The 21,941-nt window shown below is 72.5% G+C and carries 18 protein-coding genes and 1 pseudogene; 11 read left to right on the forward strand and 8 right to left on the reverse strand.

The window, feature by feature from the left end; all coding sequences use genetic code 11:
* Positions 1 to 42 precede the first annotated feature (42 nt).
* From ACQEVG_RS01655 to ACQEVG_RS01665, 3 genes and pseudogenes are all read left to right on the forward strand, one after another.
* Entirely contained in the window at positions 43 to 696 is a 654-nt protein-coding gene (locus tag ACQEVG_RS01655) for a maleylpyruvate isomerase family mycothiol-dependent enzyme (protein WP_432975833.1), read from the forward strand.
* Positions 697 to 777: 81 nt separating this feature from the next.
* Positions 778 to 1,101: pseudogene (locus ACQEVG_RS01660) on the forward strand (DUF6479 family protein); the annotation flags it as partial.
* 360 nt (positions 1,102 to 1,461) lie between these two features.
* The gene (locus tag ACQEVG_RS01665; RefSeq protein ID WP_432975836.1) at positions 1,462 to 2,151 is read left to right on the forward strand and encodes a copper homeostasis protein CutC; all 690 of its coding nucleotides are present in this window, start codon (positions 1,462 to 1,464) and stop codon (positions 2,149 to 2,151) included.
* A 108-nt stretch (positions 2,152 to 2,259) separates the two neighbouring features.
* Here ACQEVG_RS01665 and ACQEVG_RS01670 read toward each other — a convergent pair whose 3' ends face one another.
* A complete protein-coding gene (locus tag ACQEVG_RS01670) occupies positions 2,260 to 4,296 on the reverse strand; it encodes a HelD family protein (protein ID WP_432975839.1) in 2,037 nt (678 codons plus the stop codon).
* 313 nt (positions 4,297 to 4,609) lie between these two features.
* On the opposite strand from ACQEVG_RS01670, the gene ACQEVG_RS01675 reads away from it, so the two are divergent.
* On the forward strand, positions 4,610 to 4,804 hold the full coding sequence (locus tag ACQEVG_RS01675) for a hypothetical protein (RefSeq protein ID WP_432975842.1): 195 nt from the start codon (positions 4,610 to 4,612) through the stop codon (positions 4,802 to 4,804).
* Between the two features lie 41 nt (positions 4,805 to 4,845).
* Positions 4,846 to 6,018, forward strand: coding sequence for a glycosyltransferase 87 family protein (locus ACQEVG_RS01680; RefSeq protein WP_432975845.1), 1,173 nt, complete (start codon positions 4,846 to 4,848; stop codon positions 6,016 to 6,018).
* Positions 6,019 to 6,046: 28 nt separating this feature from the next.
* Here the strand turns inward: ACQEVG_RS01680 and ACQEVG_RS01685 are convergent, their stop codons facing one another.
* Positions 6,047 to 7,684, reverse strand: coding sequence for a DNA repair helicase XPB (locus ACQEVG_RS01685; protein WP_432975848.1), 1,638 nt, complete (start codon positions 7,682 to 7,684; stop codon positions 6,047 to 6,049).
* Between the two features lie 200 nt (positions 7,685 to 7,884).
* Here ACQEVG_RS01685 and ACQEVG_RS01690 point away from each other — a divergent pair, with 200 nt between their 5' ends.
* Positions 7,885 to 8,463, forward strand: coding sequence for a VanZ family protein (locus ACQEVG_RS01690; protein WP_432984944.1), 579 nt, complete (start codon positions 7,885 to 7,887; stop codon positions 8,461 to 8,463).
* Here the strand turns inward: ACQEVG_RS01690 and ACQEVG_RS01695 are convergent.
* The gene (locus tag ACQEVG_RS01695; protein WP_432975851.1) at positions 8,426 to 11,038 is read right to left on the reverse strand and encodes a helicase-associated domain-containing protein; all 2,613 of its coding nucleotides are present in this window, start codon (positions 11,036 to 11,038) and stop codon (positions 8,426 to 8,428) included. The genes ACQEVG_RS01690 and ACQEVG_RS01695 overlap by 38 nt on opposite strands.
* A gap of 93 nt (positions 11,039 to 11,131) precedes the next feature.
* Here ACQEVG_RS01695 and ACQEVG_RS01700 point away from each other — a divergent pair, with 93 nt between their 5' ends.
* The gene (locus tag ACQEVG_RS01700) at positions 11,132 to 12,166 is read left to right on the forward strand and encodes a hypothetical protein (RefSeq protein WP_432975854.1); all 1,035 of its coding nucleotides are present in this window, start codon (positions 11,132 to 11,134) and stop codon (positions 12,164 to 12,166) included.
* Between the two features lie 41 nt (positions 12,167 to 12,207).
* A complete protein-coding gene (locus tag ACQEVG_RS01705; protein ID WP_432975857.1) occupies positions 12,208 to 12,846 on the forward strand; it encodes an HAD family hydrolase in 639 nt (212 codons plus the stop codon).
* Between the two features lie 28 nt (positions 12,847 to 12,874).
* Here ACQEVG_RS01705 and ACQEVG_RS01710 read toward each other — a convergent pair whose 3' ends face one another.
* Entirely contained in the window at positions 12,875 to 13,111 is a 237-nt protein-coding gene (locus ACQEVG_RS01710) for a hypothetical protein (RefSeq protein ID WP_432975860.1), read from the reverse strand.
* Between the two features lie 181 nt (positions 13,112 to 13,292).
* On the opposite strand from ACQEVG_RS01710, the gene ACQEVG_RS01715 reads away from it, so the two are divergent.
* Positions 13,293 to 13,676, forward strand: a complete 384-nt coding sequence (locus ACQEVG_RS01715) for a cold-shock protein (protein ID WP_432975863.1) — start codon at positions 13,293 to 13,295, stop codon at positions 13,674 to 13,676.
* Between the two features lie 24 nt (positions 13,677 to 13,700).
* On the opposite strand, the gene ACQEVG_RS01720 is transcribed toward ACQEVG_RS01715, so the two are convergent.
* The 4 genes from ACQEVG_RS01720 to ACQEVG_RS01735 form a co-directional block, all read right to left on the reverse strand.
* A complete protein-coding gene (locus ACQEVG_RS01720) occupies positions 13,701 to 14,540 on the reverse strand; it encodes a 1,4-dihydroxy-6-naphthoate synthase (RefSeq protein WP_432975866.1) in 840 nt (279 codons plus the stop codon).
* On the reverse strand, positions 14,537 to 15,220 hold the full coding sequence (locus tag ACQEVG_RS01725) for a futalosine hydrolase (RefSeq protein ID WP_432975869.1): 684 nt from the start codon (positions 15,218 to 15,220) through the stop codon (positions 14,537 to 14,539). The genes ACQEVG_RS01720 and ACQEVG_RS01725 overlap by 4 nt, the downstream gene beginning before the upstream one ends.
* 16 nt (positions 15,221 to 15,236) lie before the next feature.
* Positions 15,237 to 15,713, reverse strand: a complete 477-nt coding sequence (locus ACQEVG_RS01730) for a DUF2771 domain-containing protein (protein ID WP_360868051.1) — start codon at positions 15,711 to 15,713, stop codon at positions 15,237 to 15,239.
* Between the two features lie 170 nt (positions 15,714 to 15,883).
* Positions 15,884 to 17,233 carry an MFS transporter gene (locus ACQEVG_RS01735; protein WP_432975872.1) on the reverse strand — a complete coding sequence of 450 codons (1,350 nt, stop codon included), beginning with the start codon at positions 17,231 to 17,233 and terminating at the stop codon, positions 15,884 to 15,886.
* A gap of 302 nt (positions 17,234 to 17,535) precedes the next feature.
* Here ACQEVG_RS01735 and ACQEVG_RS01740 point away from each other — a divergent pair, with 302 nt between their 5' ends.
* Entirely contained in the window at positions 17,536 to 18,471 is a 936-nt protein-coding gene (locus ACQEVG_RS01740) for a DUF3027 domain-containing protein (RefSeq protein WP_432975875.1), read from the forward strand.
* Positions 18,472 to 18,652: 181 nt separating this feature from the next.
* Complete coding sequence (locus tag ACQEVG_RS01745) at positions 18,653 to 21,811, forward strand: sacsin N-terminal ATP-binding-like domain-containing protein (RefSeq protein ID WP_432975878.1); 3,159 nt, start codon at positions 18,653 to 18,655, stop codon at positions 21,809 to 21,811.
* The last annotated feature ends 130 nt before the right edge of the window (positions 21,812 to 21,941 follow it).

The raw sequence follows: 21,941 nt of genomic DNA on the forward strand, positions 1-21,941 counted from the left end.
CGACTCTAGAGCGGGGCCTTCGAGTGCGGTTGGCTGGTTGGCATGGAATCTGTACGCGATCCCGAGCTTCCCGGTCTGCTGCTCCGCACCGAGCGCGACGCCCTGATCCCGCTGCTGCGCGCCCGTCCCGACGAGGACTTCGCCATCCGTACGTGCTGTCCCGGCTGGACCGTGCGTCATGTGCTCGCCCACTGCGGCGCGGCGCTGATGCGGGTGGTGGAGGGGCGGTTCGAGGAAGGGGTGTTCAGCCCCGAGTCCAACGACCGCGACATCGCCGAGCGTGCCGAGTGGTCCCGCTCCCGAGTGGTGGACGAGCTGGAGCGCGGCATGACCGAGGCGGGGCCGGTCATCGCGAGGGCGGGACACGGCCGTCTCGATGCGATCGCGGTCGGGGAGTGGGTGCATGCCGGCGATGTACGGGAGGCATGGGGGGAGCCCGGTGCGTACGAGGGGGAAGGGCTGAAGCACGCGCTCGCGCTGCTGGCAGGGATCACCCGGGCTCGAAAGGCTCTGCCGCTGCTGGCCCGCCTTGACGGCCATGACGCCCCGCTCGTCCTGGGCGCGGACAGCCCCGAGCCCGCCGCCTACACGGGATCGGCTGCGACCCTGATCCGGCTGCTGGCGGGCCGCCCGCTGACCGGCACGCGCTATGAGCTCAGCGGGGCGAAGGAGAAGGAGCTGGTCTTCTTCGACTAAAGCGGCTCTACCGGGCGTAAAACAGCTCTACCGGGCGATAATGGCTGCAAGGCATCTGCGTTATCCCCGTGTGCGGAGGCAGAAACCATGATCGCATTGGCCTTCTTCCTTGGATTCATCATCGTTGCTCTCCTGGCGGCAGCCATGTGGTGGGACGGAGTGCGACGAGAGCGAGAGGTGCCGCCGCGCCCCGAAGAGCAGCCGAAGCCGCCCGAGCACCCCCATGAGCACATCGAAGAGGTCCGTGAGTCGGACGAGGACCTCTTCCCGCAGGACGGCGGGCGGCTCCTGCCCTACAACATGAAGTCGCACACCACGCACAGCACCGGCAAGGGTCGTGAGGCACGGCCCCAGCACGGGGAGCGGGGCGGCGGGTCGTTCGGGAGCGGCGCTCTGGGCGGCTGAGGCGATCCGCGCGCCTGCGGGCGGTTGCGGACGAGTGCCGGCGCCTCGGCCGCCCCGACCGTCGCGATCAGGTCGTGTACGGAGTTGTCCTCCGTCGCGGCCTTTTCGTCTGTGCGGTGGGGCTTCTTCCTCTGCGCGCCGCGCAGTCGGCGCAGGTCATGTCGCCGATGGCGAGCTCGACCCCGGTGCGGGGACTTGGTTCCTCCCGGGCGGTCTGTATACCCCCTGCCTGTATGTAATGCGCGGTGTGATCCGGACGGGGAAGCTCCGGGTGGCTGTGTTCGTGCTACATCCGCATTACGCTGGGATTGGACTAGACCTGTCTGAGCCGTAGCAGTCTCCCTGGAGGAATGGGGTCACATGAGCAACCGTGCAGTCCTGGAGGTGATCGCTCTCGACGCGGAGGACGCGGTCGCGGCCCGGTCCGGAGGGGCGGACCGACTGGAGCTGGTCACCGACATGGCGGCGGACGGTCTGACGCCGTCCCGGGAGACCTTCGCCCGGATCCGCGCCGCCGTCGACATGCCGCTGCGCGTGATGCTGCGACTCGCCGACGGCTTCGCGGCGGGTGACGTCGATGCGCTGGTACGTGCGGCACGGGAGCTGCGCGCCGAGGGCGCCGACGAATTCGTACTCGGCTTCCTGGACGAGGACGGCTCGCCCGACCTCGTCACGGTCGAGCGGCTCGTCGCCGAACTGGACGGCTGCCGGTGGACGTTCCACCGGGCGATCGACCGGGCGGCCGACCGGGACGCCCTGCGCAAGCAGCTCGCGGACCTGCCCGGCCTGGACACCTACCTCACCGCCGGCTCGGCGGCCGGTGTCGACGACGGCCTGCCGACCCTGCTGGCGGAGGCGGCGCGCCGGGGTGAACCGGCGTACGAGCCGCGGATCCTGGTCGGCGGAGGCCTGCGGCTGGAGCATGTGGCGGTGCTGCGGTCGGCGGGAATCGACGGCTTCCACATCGGGGGCGCGGCGCGGCCGGGTGGGTGGGGGGAGCCGGTGGACGCGGGGGCGGTGGCGGAGTGGCGGGGTGTGCTGGACGGGTAGCGCCTCCCCTTCCTGAACTGGGGGCTTCGCCCCCAGACCCCCAGTCCTCAATCGCCGGACGGGCTTGATGTGCCCGTCCGGCGATTGAGGTCCGGGGCGGAGCCTCGGTCAGCGGAGTTGCGCGGGCAGCGCACCCGCATGCAGCACCGTCAGCCCCGACACTGCGCGGGTCAGCGCGACATACAGCCGGCGCAGGCCCGTCCGCTCGTCGGGCTCGCCGGCGACCACCGCGGCCGGCTCGTCGAGTACGACGTAGTCGTACTCCAGACCCTTCGCGAGCGACGCCGGGACCAGTGTGAGGCGGGACTCGGCCGTCGTCTCCTCGCCCGGCGAGAGATACGCATGGCCCGCTGCCGTCAACGCCGAGGCCAGCGCCGGAATCCGCGCGTCCGCCGCGATCAGGCCGATCGAGCCCTCCCGCCGCAGCGACTCCTCGCACGCCGACACCACCGCCGCGTCCAGGTCCCTCACCTCACGGATCGACAGCGAACCCGGCGTCTCACGGACCGACGTCACCTCCGTCAGGCCCGGTGACATGTGCGGCAGCAGCCGGGACGCGTACGCGATGACCTCCCGCGGGACGCGGAAGCCCGCCGTCAGCTCCTCCACCGCCGCGTCCGGCTTGCCCAGATGCGTCAGCGCGTCGGCCCAACTCACCGTCGCCCACGGCGTTGTGCCCTGCGCCAGGTCGCCGAGGACCGTCGCCGAGCCCGTGGTGCAGCGGCGGCCCACCGCGCGGTACTGCATCGGGGACAGGTCCTGCGCCTCGTCCAGTACGACATGGCCCAGCGAGTGCGTACGCTGCACCAGATCGTTCGTCTCGTCGATCAGCACCGCGTCCGCCAGGGACCACTTCGCGGAGCGCACGCCGCGCGGCGGCTTCTCCCACAGGATCGTCCGCTGCTCCTCCTCGCTCAGCACACCCTCCGCGTGGGACGCGAGGAAGGCCGGGTCGGACAGCAGCCGCAGCACCAGCTTCGCCGGATCCACCTGTGGCCATGCCGCCTTCACGACCGCCTTCACCGCGGGATTGCGCGCCACCGCGTCCTGCACCCGGTCGTCGGGCGCCTCACCCGCCTGCTCCATGCGGACCAGCACCGTGTGCGCGATGCGCTGCGGAAGGGCGTCGCGGGCCGCGCCGTAGCGGATGTCGCGGTCGAGCAATTCGCGCACGATCTCCTCGAGTTCGTACGCCGGGACGCGCCACCGCCGTGAGCCGCGCACCACCATCAGTGGCTCCGTGGGGATCGTGACATGGGAGCGGACGGCCCGCCGCAGTACTTCCGCCATCCGGGCGTCGCCCTTGACCACCGCTGCGTCCGCCGGGTCCGCGCCCTGCACCTCCACATGGGCCACCAGGTCGTCGACCGTGGCCTGCTTGACCTCCAACTCGCCGAGCGCGGGCAGGACTTGCTCGATGTAGTGCAGGAAGGAACGGTTCGGCCCGATGACCAGCGTGCCGGTCTTGGCCAGCCGCTCGCGGTGCGCGTACAGCAGATAGGCGACCCGGTGCAGGCCCACCGCCGTCTTCCCGGTGCCGGGACCGCCCTGCACGCACACCGTGCCGCCGAGCCCGGACCGTACGATCTCGTCCTGCTCGGGCTGGATCGTGGCGACGATGTCCCGCATCGGGCCCACGCGCGGCCGTTCGATCTCCGCCTGGAGCAGCCTGCTGGTCCGCTGCTCCTCGGCGGGGTCGGTGAGATGCTCGTCCTCGTACGCCGTGAGGTCCCCGCCCGTGTAGCCGAAGCGTCTGCGCAGGCCGACGTCCAGTGGGTCCTTGCGGGAGGCCCGGTAGAAGGGCTGCGACACGGGAGCGCGCCAGTCGACGACCATCGGGTCGCCGTCCCCGTCGTGGACGTGCCGGCGGCCGATGTAGAAACGCCGGCCTTCCAGCCCGGTGTGCAGATAGTCGAGGCGGCCGAAGAAGAGCGGCGTGTGCGAGAGATCGGCGAGCGCCTTGATGCGCTCCTCGATCTGCGCCTCCAGAACGGCGGCGTTGACCCAGTTCGCGGTGACATCGCGGATGTCGAGTGCCTGGACGTCCTCGCGCATCGCACGGAGCGCGGCACGCGAGGCGGTGAGGTGGGCCCGCTCACGCGACAGCGGATCGGGGTCGGGTTGCAGGGGCTGCGGGGGTTGCAAGGGCTGCAGGGGTTGCACGGGTTCAGGGGCGTGCGCGGGCACGGGGTTGCCTCCGGCGGCTACGGCATGGATCGGGCGGCATGACGGACCGGCCGGTTTCCGTCCGGCCGGCGGCGCTCCGCAGAGGGAGGCGGGCAAGACGGGCGATTCTAATCAGGGGCGGTGGCGCGGGCGACCGAATTTCCGGGGGGCGGCGTACGCCGACGCGTCCTCCCCGTAGGGGACGGCCTCTGCCTGGAGTCGTACGCGTGCGTCCGCCCGGTTCAGTCCGCAGGTCGATGTGTTCCCCGGCGCGGAGATCCATCATGGAGGTATGAGCACAGCAACCTTCACCCCAACGCCCCACGTCCCCCATCCACGCCACGGTGCGACCGCCACCGGCGCCACCCCGCACTCCCCCCACCGCCTCGGCAACGCCCTGCGCGCGGTCAAGGTCTACGCCGGCGCCGTGTTCAGCGTCGCCGTGCTCGGGGAGTACGGCGAGGAGGCGGGCATCCACCGCCGCTGACCGGCGCGGAGAACCGCTGATCCACTAGTAGGGTCGCGGCCGTGACGTACCGGAACGTGACCCCTCGTTTACTCACGGCAGTAAGCGCCCTCGCTCTCGCCCTCTCGCTCATCGCGCTCGTCGCCCTCTGCATCGCGCAGCGCATCCCCATGGTCGACACCCTCGTGTACCGGGCCGAGGGAGCAGCCGTCGCGAACGGCACCGATCTCTACGGGTTCACCGTCACCCAGTGGCGACTGCCCGCCACGTATCCCCCCTTCGCCGCGATCCTCTTCGTACCGACCACCTGGCTGCCCGTCCCGGCGCTCAAGGTGGTCTTCGTCGTCGGGAACGGGCTGCTGCTCGCGCTGCTGGTGCGGCTCTCCTGCCGGTTCGCGGGGCTGCCCGCGCGGCGGCCGCTGGTGTTCGGCGCCGTCGCCGTGGGCCTCTGGCTCGAACCCGTCTTCCAGACGCTCCTCTTCGGCCAGATCAACCTCGCCCTCGTCTGCCTCGTGCTGTGGGACCTGTCCCGGGACGACGAGGCCATCGGCAAGGGCTTCGCGCTCGGCGTCGCCGCCGGCGTCAAACTGACGCCCGCCGTATTCATCCTCCATCTGCTGATCACCGGCCGGGTCCGGGCCGGGCTCACCGCGCTCGCCTCCTTCGCCGGGACCGTGCTGCTGGGCGCGCTCGTACTCCCGGGGGCCAGCCTCGACTTCTGGACCCGGCGGATCTTCGAGACGGACCGGGTCGGCAAGGTCTGGGTCATCGACAACCAGTCCCTGCAGGGCCTGCTGGCCAGGGCGCTGCACACCCCCGACCCGGGGCCGGTCTGGATGCTCGCCGCCGTGGTCATCGCCGTCGCCGGCCTGTGGATCGCCCGCCGGGCGGCGAGCGCGGCCCGGGGTGTCCTGATCGTCGCGTTCACCGGGCTGGTCGTCTCGCCGATCAGCTGGTCGCACCACTGGGTGTGGTGCGTACCGCTGCTGGCGGTGCTGCTCGCGGAGGGCCGGACGCGCACGGCGGCGACGGTGGCCGTGGTCTTCCTGGCCCGCACGCTGTGGCTGGTCCCGCACGAGGGCGACATGGATCTGCGTCTCCCGTGGTGGCAGCAGGTGCCGGCGTCTCCGTATCCGCTGCTGGCGCTGGCGCTGGCGCTCGCGATGCCGGCACTGGCGCCTGCCGCGGGGCGGGCCCGGGCACCGCGCCCGGAGCCCGATCCCCGCACTCCCTGAAACAGGACCACTCCCTGAAACGGGACCTTTAGGCCAGCAGCTCGTCCGCGTCGACGATCCGGTACGCGTACCCCTGCTCCGCCAGGAACCGCTGGCGGTGTGCCGCGAAGTCCTGGTCGATCGTGTCCCGCGCGACCACCGAGTAGAAGTGGGCCTGGTGGCCGTCCGCCTTCGGCCGCAGCACACGTCCCAGCCGCTGCGCCTCCTCCTGGCGGGAGCCGAAGGTGCCCGACACCTGGATCGCGACCGTCGCCTCCGGCAGGTCGATCGAGAAGTTCGCGACCTTCGACACGACGAGCACCGAGATCTCGCCCTGCCGGAACGCGTCGAAGAGCTTCTCGCGCTGCGCGTTCGACGTCTCGCCCTTGATGACCGGCGCGTTCAGATGCTCGCCCAGCTCGTCGAGCTGGTCGATGTACTGGCCGATGACGAGGATCTGCTGGCCCGCGAACCTCTGTACCAGCGCCTCCGTCACCTTCCGCTTGGTCGCGGTCGTGGCGCAGTAGCGGTACTTCTCCTCCGTCTCGGCGGTCGCGTACGCAAGCCGCTCGGCGTCGGTGAGATTGACCCGCACCTCCACACAGTCCGCGGGCGCGATGTAGCCCTGCGCCTCGATCTCCTTCCACGGCGCGTCGAAACGCTTCGGCCCGATGAGCGAGAAGACGTCCGACTCGCGGCCGTCCTCCCGTACGAGCGTGGCCGTCAGACCGAGCCGCCGGCGCGCCTGCAGGTCCGCGGTGAACTTGAAGACCGGCGCGGGCAGCAGATGCACCTCGTCGTAGACGATCAGGCCCCAGTCCCGGGAGTCGAAGAGCTCCAGGTGGGGATAGATCCCCTTCCGCTTCGTCGTCAGCACCTGGTAGGTGGCGATGGTGACGGGCCGGATCTCCTTCTTCGTGCCGCTGTACTCGCCGACCTCGTCCTCGGTCAGCGAGGTGCGCCTGACGAGCTCGTGCTTCCACTGCCGCGCCGAGACCGTGTTGGTGACGAGGATGAGGGTGGTCGCCTTGGCCTGAGCCATCGCACCGGCTCCCACCAGTGTCTTTCCGGCGCCGCAGGGGAGTACGACCACGCCCGAGCCGCCGTGCCAGAAGCCCTCCACGGCCTGCTTCTGGTACGGGCGCAGGGCCCATCCGCTCTCGTCGAGGTCGATACGGTGCGCCTCGCCGTCCACGTACCCGGCGAGGTCCTCGGCGGGCCAGCCCAGCTTCAGCAGCGTCTGCTTGATCTGTCCGCGCTCGGAGGGATGCACGGCGACCGTGTCCGGGTCGATCCGGGCCCCGACCAGCGGCTGCACCTTCCTGGACCGCAGGATCTCCTCGAGCACGGGCCGGTCGGTGGTGGTGAGCACGAGCCCGTGGACGGGGTGCTTGGAGAGGGTGAGCCGGCCGTAGCGGGCCATCGTCTCGGCGACATCGACGAGGAGTGCGTGCGGCACGGGGTAGCGGGAGTACGCCACGAGCGCATCGACGACCTGTTCGGCATCGTGCCCGGCGGCCCGGGCGTTCCACAGGCCGAGCGGGGTGACCCGGTAGGTGTGGATGTGCTCGGGCGCGCGCTCCAGCTCCGCGAAGGGCGCGATGGCGCGACGGCACTCGCCCGCCAGCTCGTGGTCGACTTCGAGGAGGAGCGTCTTGTCGCTCTGGACGATGAGGGGTCCGTTCACACCTGAGCCCTTTCGGTAAGGCCAAACCTCCAGTGTGCCGTACTGAGCCCCGGGACAGGAGTGGACGAGTGGCCGGACGCCGTCGGCCCCCCTAACGTCCGGGCCTGACCATGGTCGGCGGGGGTAACCGGACCCCCATGACGACAACGGGAACACAGCCCCGTACATCGTGGGGCAGAACAGCACTGCGCGTGTGTGCCATGGTGCTGGCCTTTCTGGCGCTGGTGGCCTTCTCGGCCGTACTGGCCAGACTGACCCTCGCCCCTTCGCACGCCTCCGCGGACATCGCCACGTCCAACCTCCGGCCGGGCTCGTCGCTGCGGCAGTACGCCGAGAACTACACCTTCCTCGCCGCGTGCAAGCAGATCGGCGGCAATCTGCTGCTGGGTGTGCCGTTCGGCGTGCTGCTGCCCGTCTTCGTACCGCGCTCGATGCGCATGGTGCGGGTGATCGCGCTCACCGTGGCGGTGATGGCGCTGGTCGAGCTGGCGCAGGGCGCGTTGGTGGAGGGGCGGGCGTTCGACGTGGACGACGTCATCCTCAACACGACGGGTGCGCTGCTCGGCTATCTGCTGCTGGGTCGCAGGTTCGCGCATGCGACAGCGGCGAGGCCGGCGAAGCCCGCCAAGCCCGTGAAGAGGGCCAAGCCCGTGCAGATGGCCAGGCCCGCCAAGCGCGTGAAGCGGGCCAGGCGCGTGAAGCCCGCCAGGCGCGTGAAGCTCGTCGACCGCGTGAAGTCCTTCAGGCCGGGTCGTCCGCGAGTTCGGCGACGCCGGTGATGCGGTGCAGCGGATACGTGCGGACCTCGTCCGCCGTGTGGTCGTACGCCGTGACGAAGCCGCCCTCCACGCGCACGGGCGCGATGACGCGCTGGCTGGCCGCGCCGTCCGCGTTGACATAGCCGATCCAGAGCGCGGAGCCGGTCATCGCCGCGGCCTGGACCGTGGCAAGCGTCTCGGCGGAGGTCGTCCGCGGGAGCTCGCCGTTGCGTGCCGGTTCCGGGACGGGCTTGCGGACGACCGTGGACGCGAGGTCGCCCGCGCGGATGGCCTTCACCGCCGCGCCGAGCAGCGTGCCGTCGGGCACCGGCGGGCCGTCCGGCACCGGGGCGGGCGGGGTGCGCGGCGGGGTTCGGCGGGCGTGCGCGCGGGTGATCAGGACATCGCCCTCCGCCGACTCGGCGGCGGGCGCGTATCCCATGGCGCGCAGGCCCTCGAGCAGCGTCGCCGAATCGGCCTGGGCGGCCAGGACGGTGGCCGCGAGTCGGCGCAGGCGCAGGCCCTGGGACCGTTTGTCCGCGAGGATTTCGCCGAGCAGCGCGTCGTCGTCGCAGCGTACGTACGCGGATGCGGCGCCGATCCGCAGATGGCCGTGGCGGCGGGCCACGTCGTCGATCAGATAGCTGAGCGGTTGCGGTACCGGGGTGCGGGAGTGCGTGGCGAGGAAGGTGTGCAGTTCGGAGGCGGACCGCCCGGCGTCGAGTGCCCGGCGTACGGAGCCGGGCGTGAAGCGGTAGACGGTCGCGCCGCCCTTGGACTCGACGTCGGCGAGCACGGCGAGGGTCTCGGCGAGCGGCCGCTCCAGGGGCCCGGGGGCGACGGCCGTGAGGTCGGCCTGGAGGAGGACATGGTCGAGGGGCTCGGGCAGCAGCGGCGCGAGTGTTTCGGCGGCCCGCGCGGCGAGCTCCTCGGAGCCGGCCCGCGAGACCAGCTCGTCGCGAAGGGGCCGTGACGCCGGCGAGCCCGTGGCCGTCAGGACGGCTGCGTCGGTGCCCAGCAGCGCACGCGCGTGCGTCGACAGCGCTCCCCGGCCCGTGATGCCCAGCACCTCCGCCTCCGTCAGCGTCCACGCGGCGATCCGCGAGCGCAGGTCCGTCGGGGTGCCCGCCGCATTGCGGGCCGCGTTGGTATCGGGGGACGCCGCGCCGCCCCGGAGCGGGCGCTCCCAGCGCAGCCGGGCCAGCACCGTCTCGGGGGCGGGGGCCGTGCCCGGAGGGAGCGCGGTCAGCAGTTCCAGGACCCGGCGGCGGACCTCGGCAGCCGACGAGCGGTCCAGCTCCGGGCCGAGCGCGGAGAGCGTACGGCCCTTGGCGTCCTGGCTGCCGATCAGGCCGGGCGTACGGGTCGCGCCGAGCCACGCCGTGGCCAGCCGTGCCCACCGCTCGGCCGCCGGGAGCGTGAGCCAGTCGTCGTACGCGGGCGTGGGTGCATACCTCTCCTCCGCCTCCCCGTCCGACGCCAACAGGCCTGCCGTATAAGCGAGTTCGAGCCAGAACCCGGCCATCTGCTCCGTCGTGTCCAGGGCGGCCGCGGTGCGCTTGAGGTCGCGTACCGAAAGGCCGCCCGACCGCATCACCGCGGGCCCGCCCTCGTGCCAGTCCTTCAGCAGGTCCTCGACCGTGGTGAGAGCGGTGTACGCCTGGGCCGCCGCCGCACTGTCCACAACCTGTGGACGGCCCGCGGTCATCGACGCGGTCGCGGCGGGCACCACCGCCGGCGGCACCGGTTCCGGTGACCGGTGCGCGCGGCCCGCCCGCAGATGCAGCGCGGCCTCGCGCGGCAGCACGACCGTCCGCGGTGACGCGGGCAGCAGCAGCCCGCGGTCGCGCAGCCACCGCACGGGCGGGGCGGGGGTCGCCGTCACTTCTCCGTACGGCGGACCCCAGACCAGCCGGTCAAGCACCGTCAGCGCCTCTGGTGGTGCGGTGTCGAGGAGCGCGTCCATCCGCTCCCGGTCGGTGAACAGCGAGGTCAGCGCGGCGACCGCGGAGACCGGGTCGTGCGTCGTCGGCAGTCCGGCCGCCGCCAGGATCTCCTGCAGCCGGGTCGGCGACATCCCCGCGGTGGCCTCGGCGACGGTCGGCCCGAGACCGGTCGGGGACGGACGGGTCGGGGACGGGGCGAGCAGTTCGCGCGCGGTGCGCACCAGCCGCAGCCGGTCGTCACCGCCCCAGAGCACCGCCTGCCCGCGCAGCACGTCCACCGCGTGCGGCAGCGCCGCCTCGATGGCGGGGTCGCCCTCGTCGCCGGTCAGCAGCGCGCGCAGCGTTTCGTACGGGGCCGGGTCCGGGGCCACTGCCAGTGCCTCGGCGGTCTGCAGCGTGAACCGGTCGAGCCGTTCCAGTGCGCGTACGACGGAGGCACGGGTGCCCGCCCGAGTCGCCAGCTGCGTCAGATCGTTGGGCACGGGGGTCAGCAGATCGGGGCGGGCGCGCAGCAGCGCGGCCAGCTCGTCGTCGGCGCGGGTGCGCAGGGCTTCGGCGAGGGTGCGCGGGCTGCTCGGGCGGGCCGCGTCGCTCCGGCCGGCCGGACTGCTCGGGCCGGCCGTACTGCTTCCTTCGGGCATGGTCCCCATCCGCCCCACGGTAGTCCCTGGAGCGCTACGGTCGAGGACAGGGCGGGCCCGGGAAGACAGAGCGGCCGGGCAGGGAACGTCAGGGGAACGCCGGTGGGGATCGAGAGCGATCAGCTCGTCTACGACTATCTGAGCCGGGTCGGCGACCTGGCCCAGCAGTGCCAGCTGCCGTCCGGCGACCGGATGCGGCTGGTGTCGGGTCTGCGGAACGAGATCGACCAGCAGCGGGCGAAGTCGGGTTCCGACACCCCCGCGTCGGTACGCCGCATTCTCGGGCGGCTCGGTACGCCGGACGAGGTCGTGGCGGCCGCGTCGGCCGACGGCGGCCGGGCCGGGTCACCACCCGCAACCCGAGTCGCCGTGCCGGAACAGCGCGTACGCCGCCGGATCCCGCGACCGCGCAAGTCGGCCGTCGATCAGCCCGAGCCGCCGCAGCCCTCCCTCGGCGCCTCCCCGCCGCACCTCGCCGGGATGGACGAACTCGGCCCGTCGGGCAGCGAGCCCGACTGGTGGCGGATCGAGCCGGGGCCGTTCGGGCCGGGCGAGAGCGTGGCCGGATTCGTCGGCGGCGTCGAGATCCCCGAAATACTCAAACCCCCGCCGGCCAAGGAGGACTTGGCGGCCGCGGAGGCAGCGCCGGCTGTGGAGCGCGTGTACGTGGAGGGTGAGGAGTACGAGGAGGAAGAGGAGTTCGAGGAGGGCCAGGACGACGATCCGGTCGAGGCGGATGCCCGTCCGCCGCGCCGCCCGCGTCCGCGGCTCACCCGTCGTACCGCCGCAGCCGAGCGACTGCCCACCTTCGCCAACCCGTTCCTGCTGCTCGCCGCCGCTCTGCTGGTCGCCGGAGCCGTGCTCGGCTCCTGGCTCGCCCTCGGTGTCGGCTGGCTCCTCGCGTACGCCTCGCGCCGGCTCTCCCGCGCGGAGGCGAAGTGGGCGGTCTTCGGCCTGCCCGGCGCGGTCGTGACGGGCGGTCTGGTCTGGCTGTGGGGCCGGGTCAACGGCCGCTGGGGCGAGCCGATCCCGCAGGACGGGATGCGCGACGTACTCGCCGGCACCTGGCCGTGGGTGGTGAAGGGGGCGGCTGCCGCCTCCGCGCTGTATCTGGTGTGGCGGGCCCGGCGACGCTGACGCGCTGCGCACGTGCGGGTCCACACAGCCGGATGGGCACAATGGCTCCCATGGCATCGCATCCCCTGACCGTCGGCTTCGACCTCGACATGACCCTCATCGACTCTCGACCCGGCATCCACGCCGCCTACCGCGCGCTCTGTGCCGAGACAGGCGTGTGGATCGACGCCGACCAGGCCGTGACGAGGCTCGGTCCGCCCTTGGAGCAGGAGCTGGCGCTCTGGTTCCCCGCGGATCGGGTCCAGGAGATGGCCGACCGCTACCGCGAGATCTATCCCGCCTACGCGATCGAGCCGACGCTCGCCCTGCCGGGCGCCCGCGAGGCCGTCGCCGCCGTCCAGGACATCGGCGGCCGCGCGATCGTCGTCACCGCCAAGCACGAGCCGAACGCCAAGCTGCACCTCGCGCACCTGGGGATAGCCCCGGACGAGGTCATCGGCTGGCTGTGGGCGGAGGCCAAGGCGGAGGCGCTGCGCGAGCACGGCGCGAGCGTGTACGTCGGCGACCACATCGGAGACGTACGGGGAGCGCACACCGCCGGGGCGCTCTCGCTCGCGGTGCCGACGGGACCGTGCGACGCGGCGGAGCTGCGGGAGGCCGGGGCAGACGTGATCATCGACGATCTGACCGCGTTCCCGGCCTGGCTGCGCGCATACCGCGAGAGCGGCAACCGGAACTAGCGACAACCAGAACTGGCGACAACCAGAACTAGAGAGCGGATTTGGCTTCTCGGCGCTGCGCCGCGATCGAGCGCAGCACACCCGCCGCGGCGATCAGGAACCCGACGCCCATCAGCATGCACACCGCGTACGCGATCGACGGGAACGGCTCGGTCCCCAGAAAGAGTGGGGCCACGGTGACCAGTGTGGCCACGGCGCCGACGATGAAGACGATCACGCCGACGCGCACCAGCCCGTCACCCGGGGCGGGAGGAGTAGCAGTCATCCGGCCAGGGTAGTTCCCTGCGCGTAGGAACCGCTCGGCGACGTCTTGTCACCAGCCCCTGGACCATTAGCCTTGGGGGTGGCGGGTCAGGCGACCCGCTGTAGTGCTATCCAGAGCCGTTTTTTCGGTACCCCAGTTCCGGTGCCCCAGCGCCCCAACGAGTACGAGGACGAGGACAGACGTGCCTACCGGCAAGGTCAAGTGGTTCAACAGCGAGAAGGGCTTCGGCTTTCTCTCCCGCGACGACGGCGGCGACGTCTTCGTTCACTCCTCGGTCCTCCCCGAGGGGGTGGACTCGCTCAAGCCGGGCCAGCGCGTCGAGTTCGGCGTGGTAGCCGGCCAGCGCGGTGACCAGGCGCTTTCGGTGACGATTCTGGACCCGACCCCCTCGGTGGCGGCGGCCCAGCGGCGCAAGCCGGACGAGCTGGCATCCATCGTGCAGGACCTGACGACGCTGCTGGAGAACATCACGCCGATGCTGGAGCGGGGCCGCTACCCCGACAAGGTGCACGGCAAGAAGATCGCGGGTCTGCTGCGGGCGGTGGCGGACCAGTTGGACGTATAGCGCCTGGACGAAGACGGACAGCGGCTAGACGAAACTGAGCGCATCGCGGCCGAGGGGCGGAACGAGCCCCTCGGCCGCGGCGCGCGTCAGCAGTCCGCGTACCGCAGCACAGCCGTCGGCCCCGAGGTCCGCGGTGAACTCATTGACGTAGAGGCCGATGTGCTGGTCGGCCACCTTCGGGTCCATCTCCTGGGCATGCTCCAGGACGTACGGCCGGGAGGCCTGCGGGTCGTCCCACGCCATGCGCACCGACGTGCGGATGGATTCGGCCAGCAGCCGCAGCGTCTCATCGCCCAGCGAGCGCTTGGCGATGATCGCGCCGAGCGGGATGGGGAGCCCGGTCGTGGACTCCCAGTGCTCGCCCATGTCGGCGAGGCAGTGCAGTCCGTACTGCTGATAGGTGAACCGGGCCTCGTGGATGACGAGTCCGGCGTCCACCTTGCCGTCGCGTACCGCGGGCATGATCTCGTGGAAGGGCATCACGACGATGTCGCCGACGGCGCCGGGGACGGTGGCCGCGGCCCAGAGCCGGAACAGCAGATATGCGGTGGAGCGCTCGCTGGGCACCGCGATGGTCTTCCCGTCCAGAGCCACGCCCGCCTCGCGCGTCAGCACCAGCGGACCGCAGCCGCGGCCGAGTGCGCCGCCGCAGGGCAGCAGGGCGTACTCGGCGAGAACCCACGGCAGCACCGCGTACGACACCTTGAGCACGTCCCATTCCCCGCGCTCCGCCATGCCGTTGGTGATGTCGATGTCCGCGAAGGTCACATCGATGGCGGGCGCGCCGGGGACGCGGCCGTGTGCCCACGCGTCGAAGACGAAAGTGTCGTTCGGGCAGGGCGAGTACGCGATCTGCAAGGTCACGGCGTTTCCTCGAGGACGGGGTTGAGCTGCTGGAAGGCGTGCCGCAGCGAGTCCAGGGCCTGGCCGATGCGCCAGGCGGCGCGGTCGCGCGGCCCGACGGGGTTCGAGACCGCGCGGATTTCGAGGACGGGTACGGAGTGGGCCGCGGCGGCCTCGGCGACTCCGAAGCCCTCCATCGCCTCGGCGGCGGCGCGGGGATGACGCCCGGTCAGCTCGGCGGCGCGGGCGGCGGTGCCGGTCACGGTCGAGACCGTGAGGACGGGCGCGTGCACGGCGTCGAGGACCTTGGCGACGCGGGCGGCGAGCTCGGGGGGCGGGAGGTGGACACAGCGTCCGAAGCCGAGTTCGTCGACGGGGAGATAGCCCTCGGGGGTCTCGGCGCCGAGATCCGCGGCGACGATGGCGTCGGCGACGATGATCGCGCCGACGGGCGCGAGCGGCTGGAACCCGCCGCCGATCCCGGCGGAGACGACGAGGTCGTACGCGCCGGTGGCGAGCGCGGTGGCGGTGCCCGCGGCGGCGGCCGCGGGGCCGACGCCGGCCGCGAGTACGTCGACGTCACCGTGACGGGTGAGGGCGTACGAGCCGGGCAGCTGCCGGGTCCCCGGTACGGGAGCGGTGAGCCCCGCGGCGACGGATTCGGCCTCCGCCGCCACCGCGGTCACCACCAGTACGCGCACGGCACGAGCCTCCGGACTATTCCTTCTCGAACTGGAAGTGCCAGATGCCGATGACCTTCTTGCCGCTGGTCTCCATGATGCTGACCGGGGTCTTGCTGGTGGTCTCGCCGGTCTGCGAGGAGAAGAAGGCGTTGCCGGGGATGGTGCGGTACGACTTCTTGTACGGCTCCTGCTCGACGGGCTGACCGCTGAACAGCAGCGTCCAGCCGTGGTCCGCGATCTCCGGGTCGACGCCCATGCGGACCTTGTCGTCCAGGGCGACCTTGATGGTCTTGGCGGGCTTCTCGGTCAGGCAGCCCTGCAGCAGCGATTCCTTGATCGGCTTGCCGTCGTTGTAGCAGGCCGCCTCGGTGTGGACCGAGTCCGTGCCGACGGTCACGGTCGCGAGCGGGGTCGGCTTGTCGCAGGCGGAGAGTACGAGGAGCCCGGCGGAGACGGCACCGAGAGCGGCAGCGGCCCGGCGGCGCTTGCCCGAGAAGAACGCAACGGTCATGGCTCGAAGGCTATCGGTCGCACGGTCTCCCGCCACGCGGGGGTCACCGTGCCGCGCGTCACGCCTTCATATGAAGCCCGTCCGGCGATTGAGGACATGCGGCCGAAGGCCGCATACGGGGTCCGGGGCGGAGCCTCGGTGTCCACGCGACCCGGGCGGACCCCCGGTGGCTACGCGACCCGCGGGCGCGGGTGGCTGCCGTGGCGGGCCGCCACCAGAAGGCCCCGGACCGACACACCCGCCCCGACGCCCACAATCCCCGCCGCCACTGACATCCCCAGTACCCCGTTCAGTGGGAGCGCGATGCCGATCGCGCCCCCCACCACCCAGGCCATCTGCAGCAGTGTTTCGGAGCGGGCGAACGCCGAGGTGCGGACCTGTTCCGGCACATCGCGCTGGATCAGCGCGTCCAGGGACAGCTTCGCCAGGGCCTGGCACAGGCCCGCCGACGCGGCCAGGACCGCCACCATGCCCGCGCCGAAGAACACCGCCGTGGTGATCGCCGCCGCCAGCACCACCGCCTGCACCGTCGCGATGATCACCTCCGGGCCGCGCGCCTTCAGCCAGGCCCCGACCGTCGTGCCGAGGGCGTTGCCCACGCCCGCCGCCACGCCCACTATCCCCAGCGAGACCGCCGCGCTCTGCCCGCCCAGCGGATGCTCCCGCAGCAGGAAGGCGAGGAAGAAGATCAGAAAGCCGGAGAGGCAGCGAAAGGCCGCATTCGCCTGGAGTCCGTGCAGTACGGACGGCCCCACCGTCCGCAGACTGGGCTTCGTCTCCCCGTGCGTCAGCATGTGCGCTTTGTGCTCGCCCTTCGCCGAGTCGACCTTGTGCGGCATCGTGAACGCCCAGTACCCGCCCAGCAGGAACAGCGCGCACGCCCCGTACAGCGGCCACTCGGGCCCCACCTTCTGCAGCCCGATCCCGATCGGCGCCGCGATGCCCGTCGCCACCAGCCCCGCCAGCGTCACCCGGGAGTTCGCCTTCACCAGGGAGAACCCCGGCGGCAGCAGCCTCGGCACGACCGCGCTGCGCACCACTCCGTACGCCTTCGACGCGACCAGCACCCCCAGCGCCGCCGGATACAGCTCGAGCCTGCCCGTCGCCACGGCCCCCGACATCGTCAGCGCCAGCACCGCGCGCGTGAGCATCGAGCCCGCCATCGCTGCCCGGCGGCCGTGCGGGATGCGGTCCAGGAGCGGTCCGATGACGGGAGCCAGCAGGGTGAAGGGCAACATCGTGACCGCGAGGTAGAGCGCGACGCGGCCGCGCGCCTCGTCCGTCGGTACGGAGAAGAAAACCGTCGACGCGAGCGCGACGGTGATCATGACATCGCCCGCGCCGTTGACCGCGTGCAGCTCGATCAGCTTGCCCAGGCCCGACTCGCCCGCGCCATGCGCGTGCGTCGCCTTGCGGATGCCGCGCGCCGTCCCGGTAAAGGGCAGATGCAGGGCACGGCCGACCGACCGGCCGGCTCTTTTGAGCTGCCCGGCTCCGTCGGACGACCTCTCGGCTGCCACCCCGTCATAGTGCCCCAAGCCCTGCCCGGGCGAACCGTGATGCGGTGTTGTTAGCCCCTTGTTGGGGCAGGCAGGTGGGCGGGGAGCGGCAGAGGGGGTAGCGTGCGTAGCGCGCCACCGGCGGTTGTTCTTGGCCGCGCGCCTCTTCGGCATCCCGCAGAATGGATGACGGTAGGTGTGCCCGAGACAGCTTGGTCTGGGCGCGGACGTTGATGCGGCCCCTTGGTCCGCTCCGCCTGCGGCCCGTACCTCACGACTCGGCCGGCGCACCCGTGAGACGGCGTAGGAGAGAAGCGAGACCTGTGAGTGCTGCGACGCGAAGCCGTACCCCCGACCGCCTGTGCGCCGAGGCGGTAGATCTAGCCCGGGCGGCTGCCGAGGAGGCCGCGGCCCCGGGAGTGGTCGGCGAGCATGTGTCCCTGGTGTCGGAGGGTGACCGGGTCGTCACGCACTTCTTCGAGTGCAAGGAGATGGGATACCGCGGCTGGCGCTGGGCCGTCACCGTCGCCCGGGCCTCCCGCGCCAAGGCCGTCACCCTCGACGAAACCGTCCTGCTCCCCGGTCCCGACGCTCTCCTCGCGCCCGAGTGGGTGCCGTGGAGCGAGCGGCTGCGGCCCGGCGACATGGGCCCCGGCGATCTGCTGCCCACGGAGGCGGACGATCCGCGTCTGGAGCCCGGCTTCACCGGCGAGGACGAGCCGCCGCCGAACTCGGTGCTCGCCGGCCAGCCGTCGCACGACCTGGTCGAGCGGGTCGAGGCGGAGGACGCGGAGCTCACCGATCGCAGGCCCGCGGATGCCTCCGCCGACAATGCCCGCGGTTCGATCGTGTCGGTCGCCGAAGAGCTCGGTATGCGCCGGGCCAGGGTGCTCTCCCGGTACGGGCTGCGGCTCGCGGCGGAGCGCTGGGAGGACGCCTTCGGCCCCGGCACCCCGATGGCGCAGGCGGCCCCGGCGGCGTGTGTGAGCTGCGGTTTCCTGGTTCCGCTGGCGGGTTCTCTGCGGCAGGCGTTCGGAGTGTGCGCGAATGAGTTCTCACCGGCGGACGGCCGGGTGGTGTCGTTGGCGTACGGCTGCGGAGGGCACTCCGAGGCGGCGGTGATGCCGAAGACGCCGAAGCCTGCGCCGATGGCGCTGGACTCGATGGGCGCGGACGAGTTCCCGCTGCGACCGGCTCGCGACGGCGGCTCGGTCTCGCCGGAACCGGACGGCGAGTCCGAGGATCTCGGCCACTCGTAAGTTTTTCGCTGTCCTGAATCGCCGGCCCGCCCGGGCGGGCCGGGCGTCCGCCTGCCCGCGAAGCCCACTCACCGGGCGGTAACGGCCAACGCCTGAGGCCCACGGTCACCACGGACGCCGGTACGGGGGTACCTTCGGCCGCACAGGCATCGGCGTTAACCGGAGAGAGCGGAGTCACAGCGTGAGCGTCAGGACGACCGAGTGGGCCGATCCCTTCGGGACGGCGCGGCTGCGGCGCGGGGTGCTCGACGCGTGGGGGGCCAGTCCCGCCCGCTTCCGGGAGGACGCCAACGCCGAGGAGGACCTCGTACTCGGCGGCTACCGGGACCGCCTCGTCGTCGAGCTCGCCCAGAACGCCGCGGACGCCGCGGCGCGAGCAGGCGTGCCGGGCCGGCTCCGGCTGACGCTGCGGCCGGCCACGACCGATCAGCCGGCCGTACTCGCCGCCGCGAACACCGGCGCGCCGCTGGACGCGACCGGCGTCGAGTCCCTGAGCACCCTGCGTGCCTCGGCCAAGCGCGAGGGCCATGAGGCCGCCGTCGGCCGCTTCGGCGTCGGCTTCGCGGCCGTCCTCGCGGTGAGCGACGAGCCCGCGGTCGTCGGCCGCCACGGCGGCGTGCGCTGGTCCCTCGCGGAGGCCAGGGGACTGGCCCAGCAGGCGGCCCAGGCGAGCCCCGGCCTCGGCGACGAGCTGCGCCGGCGCGACGGTCATGTCCCGCTGCTGCGGCTGCCGCTGCCCGCCGAGGGCACGGCGCCCGAGGGATACGACACCGTGGTCGTCCTGCCTCTGCGCGACGGCGCCGCGGTCGATCTGGTCGATCGGCTGCTCGCCGGGGTCGACGACGCGCTGCTGCTCACGCTGCCCGGACTCGCCGAGATCGTCATCGAGACCCCGGACGGCGTACGGGAGTTGAGGCGCTCCGTGCACGGGGCGTACGTACACATCGAGGACAGCACCGGCGGCGACCGGCGCTGGCGGGTGGTCAGCCACAGCGGCGGCATCGAGCCCGCGCTGCTTGCGGACCGGCCCGTCGAGGAGCGGCTGCGGCCGCACTGGACCGTCACCTGGGCCGTGCCCGTGGACGACGAGGGCGCGCCGGCCCGCCCGCGCACGGCCCCCGTGGTGCATGCGCCGACGCCCACCGACGAACCTCTCGGTGTGCCCGCGCTGTTGATCGCCTCGCTCCCGCTGGACACCACCCGCCGCCACCCGGCGCCCGGGCCGCTCACCGGCTTCCTGGTGCGCAAGGCGGCGGACGCGTACGCCGAACTGCTGGGCCACTGGCAGCCGGTGAGCGTCGGCACCATCGACCTGGTGCCCGGCCCGCTCGGCAAGGGCGAGCTGGACGGCGCGCTGCGGGCGGAGATTCTGCAGCGGCTGCCCCGTACGGCGTTCCTGGAGGCGGCCGCCCCGCGCGACGTGTCCGGCGAGGACACCGGTCTGCCGGACCGCGAGATCTCCGCCGGGCTGCGGCCCATCGAGGCGGAGGTGCTGGAGGGCGCGGGCGCGGAGACCGTACAGGTGCTGGCCGAGGTGATGCCGAGCCTGCTGCCCGCGGGTCTTGAGCGCCGGGTCGAGCTGCGTACGCTCGGCGTCGCGCGGGTGCCGCTGACCGAGGCGATCGACCGGCTCGGGGGTCTTGAGCGCGAACCGGGCTGGTGGCAGCGGCTGTACGACAGCCTCGCGGGCGTCGACCCGGACCGGCTGTCCGGGCTGCCCGTGCCGCTGGCCGACGGGCGTACGACGATCGGGCCCCGGCAGACGCTGCTGCCGCTGGCGGAGACTCCGCCGCAGCTGGCCCGGCTCGGCCTGAAGGTGGTCCATCCCGAGGCCGCCCACCCCCTGCTCGAGAAGCTGGGCGCGCTGCCCGCGACGCCGCGCGCCGTACTGACGACACCGCAGGTGCGGACGGCGGTGGCGGGCTCGCTGGACGCAGGCGAGGTCTGGTACGACGGAGTCGGGGACGGTGCCGCGCTGGACGCGGACGAGCTCGCGGAGACGGTGCTGGCGCTCGTACGGGACGCGGGCATCGAGCCCGGCGACGAGCCGTGGCTGGGCGCGCTGGCGCTGCCGGACGAGGACGGCGAGCTCGCGCCCGCCGGTGAACTGGTCCTCCCGGGCAGCCCGTTCGCCTCCGTGATGCGCGAGGACGAACTGGCGCTGTGCGACGCCGAGCTGGCCGAACGCTGGGGTGAGCAGCCGCTCGCCGCGTGCGGTGTGCTGGCGAACTTCGCGCTCGTACGGGCCACGGATGTCGTCCTCGACCCCGATGAACTGGAGCCCCGCGACGGGGACTTCGCCGAGCCCGACGACCCGGGTCTGCTGGACGCGGTCGACGTGTGGTGCGAGGACGTACTCGACCGGCTGCCCGACACGCCGGTGCCGCCGGTCGCCACCGAGCTGGTCGCGGTCCGCGACCTGGACCTGGTGGACGACGACTGCTGGCCCCAGGCGCTGGCGCTGCTGGCGCAGCCGCCGCTGCGGGACGCGCTGACCCAGTCCGTACGGATCCTGCTGCCGGACGGCACGACGCAGACGGTTGGTCCGTACACGGCATGGTGGCTGCGGGACCATCCGGTCCTGGACGGCCGCCGCCCGGCGGGCCTGCGGGCGTCGGGCGGGGACCCGCTGCTGGAGGGCCTGTACGAGACCGCCGACACGACGGGCTTCGAGGACACCGAGGTGTTGCGGGCACTGGGCGTCCGCACGTCGGTCGCCGCACTGCTCGACGAGCCGGGCGGCGCGGCGGAACTCCTCGGTCGCCTCGCCGACCCGGACCGCCCGGTGCGGGCTGCCCAGTTGCACGCGCTGTACACGGCGCTGGCGGACCTCGACCCGGAGCAGGTCACGCTTCCGGACGAACTCCGCGCGGTCGTGGACGGCGAGGTCCGCGTGATCGACGCATCGGACGCGGTGATCGCGGACGCGCCCGATCTGCTCCCGCTGACGGGTGGCGTGCCGCTGCTCCCGGTGTCCCCTTCACGGGCCGCGGACCTGGCGGAGCTCTTCCAGGTCCGCCGTCTGAGCGAGACGGTCGCGGCGGAGGTGACGACACCGGGCGAGGAACACGAGGTCCCCGAATCGGTCCACGTCCTCCTGGGCCCGGCCACGCCGTCGACGTACATCGAACACGAGGAACTGATCGCAGGCGGCACGGAACTCGACTGGCGCCGCACCCCCGATGGCGTGATCCACGCGGCAACGGTGGAGGGCGTGGCGGCGGCGCTGGCGTGGGCAACGGGCCAGTGGCCACGCCGCTTCGAGGTGGCGGCACTGCTGGAGGACCCGTCCCGCACATCGGAACTGGAAACGGCGCGCTGGTTCGACGCGCTGCCGTAGGAGCTCGCGGGGCGCGGGGGTCCGCGGCGCGGGTCGTGGGGTGCCCGGTGCGGGTGCGGCCGGCCGGCGCAGCTCGGGCGCGGACTTCCGTGGCTGGGCGGCGCGAAGCTGCCGTTCCGTGGGGCGCGGG

The organism is Streptomyces sp. CA-135486 (assembly GCF_050936555.1).
GTDB lineage: Bacteria > Actinomycetota > Actinomycetes > Streptomycetales > Streptomycetaceae > Streptomyces.